Origin of the sequence: uncultured Campylobacter sp. (assembly GCF_938018145.1) — a bacterium.
In the GTDB taxonomy this organism is placed as follows: Bacteria; Campylobacterota; Campylobacteria; order Campylobacterales; family Campylobacteraceae; genus Campylobacter_A.
Window position 1 is genome coordinate 1 of record NZ_CALIII010000019.1, and the last position, 1,868, is coordinate 1,868.

The following is a 1,868-nucleotide window of genomic DNA, read 5'->3' on the forward strand; positions in this document are numbered from 1 at the left end:
CCTAGCCAGGATATGGTTTTGGGAATTTACTACCTAAGCCTAGAAAAGACCGATAGCAAGGGAGCGAACAAAATTTTCGCATCTGTAGATGAAGTAATGATCGCCGAGGAAGCTCACTGCCTAGAGGTACACTCGAAAATCAAAACGATGATCGACGGCAAGACGCTATTTACGACTGCGGGTCGCTTGATCATCCGCTCGATTCTGCCTGATTTTGTTCCTGAAAATATGTGGAACAGGGTTATGAAGAAAAAAGATATCGCAAATTTGGTTGATTACGTTTATAAAAACGGCGGCCTTGAGGTAACGGCGGGATTTTTGGATAAGCTCAAAAATTTGGGCTTCCGCTATGCGACAAAAGCCGGCATCTCGATCTCTATTGCTGACATCATCGTGCCTGATAGTAAACAAAAATATATCAACGAAGCCAAGAAAAAAGTCCGCGAGATACAAAATCAATACGGCGCTGGTTTGCTAACCGATTCTGAAAGATACAATAAAATCATCGACATCTGGACGGATACGAACAACGTCGTCGCAGGCGAGATGATGAAGCTCATCCAGGGAGATAAGGGCGGATTTAACTCTATTTATATGATGGCCGATAGCGGCGCGAGAGGTTCTGCGGCGCAAATTCGCCAGTTAGCCGGTATGCGTGGTCTTATGGCGAAGCCCGACGGATCGATCATCGAGACACCGATCATATCAAACTTCCGCGAGGGTCTAAACGTCCTTGAGTACTTTAACTCAACCCACGGTGCCAGAAAGGGTCTAGCAGATACCGCGTTAAAAACGGCGAATGCCGGATATCTAACCAGAAAGCTGATCGACGTCGCGCAAAACGTGAAAGTCACTATGCACGACTGCGGTACTCACGAGGGCGTCGAGATCACCGAGATCACCGACAACGGCGAGCTTATCGAGAGTTTAGAAGAGAGAATTTTAGGCCGCGTACTAGCCGACGACGTGATCGATCCGATAGCAAACGAAGTGCTATTTAGCGAAGGTACTCTGATAGACGAAGAAAAAGCCAAAGCGATAACCGAAGCTGGTATAAAATCTGTCAGCATCAGAACGCCGATAACTTGCAAAGCGGCAAAAGGCGTCTGCGCGAAATGCTATGGCGTGAACTTGGGCGAAGGAAAGCTGGTAAAACCGGGCGAAGCCGTCGGTATCATCTCGGCTCAATCTATCGGCGAACCCGGTACTCAGCTAACGCTAAGAACTTTCCACATCGGCGGTACGGCATCTACAGAGCAGCAAGACTACCAAGTCGTCGCGCAAAAAGAGGGCTTTATAAGATACTACAATCTAAACGTTTACGAAAACGGCGGTAAGAGAATCGTGGCAAATCGCAGAAACTCGGCTGTCTTGCTCGTAGAGCCTAAGATCAAAGCTCCGTTTGACGGAAAGATCGAGATCGAGGTTGCTCACGAGGACGTAAACATCATCGTAAAAGGTAAAAAAGAAGAGGTAAAATACACTCTAAGAAGAGGCGACCTAGCGAGACCTAACGAGCTAGCCGGCGTTAGCGGTAAGGTCGAGGGTAAAATTTACATCCCTTATGCTGACGGCGATTCGGTTAAAGAGAACGAAAGTATCGCTGAGGTCATCAAAGAGGGCTGGAACGTACCGAAACGTATTCCGTTTGCGAGCGAGATAAAGGTAGAGGACGGCGAACCGATCGCTAAGAAAATCCTTGCCGGCGCAAACGGCGTGCTTAAATTTTACATCTTAAAGGGCGATTATTTAGAGCGCTTAAGAAATATCAAAAAAGGCCACGTTGTAACGGAAAAAGGCTTATTTGTCGTGGTTGCCGATGAGGACGATAGAGAGGCGGTTCGCTACTATATCCCGCGAAACTCTAT

General features: G+C 47.4%; 1 pseudogene. It reads left to right on the forward strand.

What is annotated here, in order from left to right:
• Positions 1 to 1,868, forward strand: a pseudogene (locus Q0338_RS00530) (DNA-directed RNA polymerase subunit beta'); the annotation flags it as partial.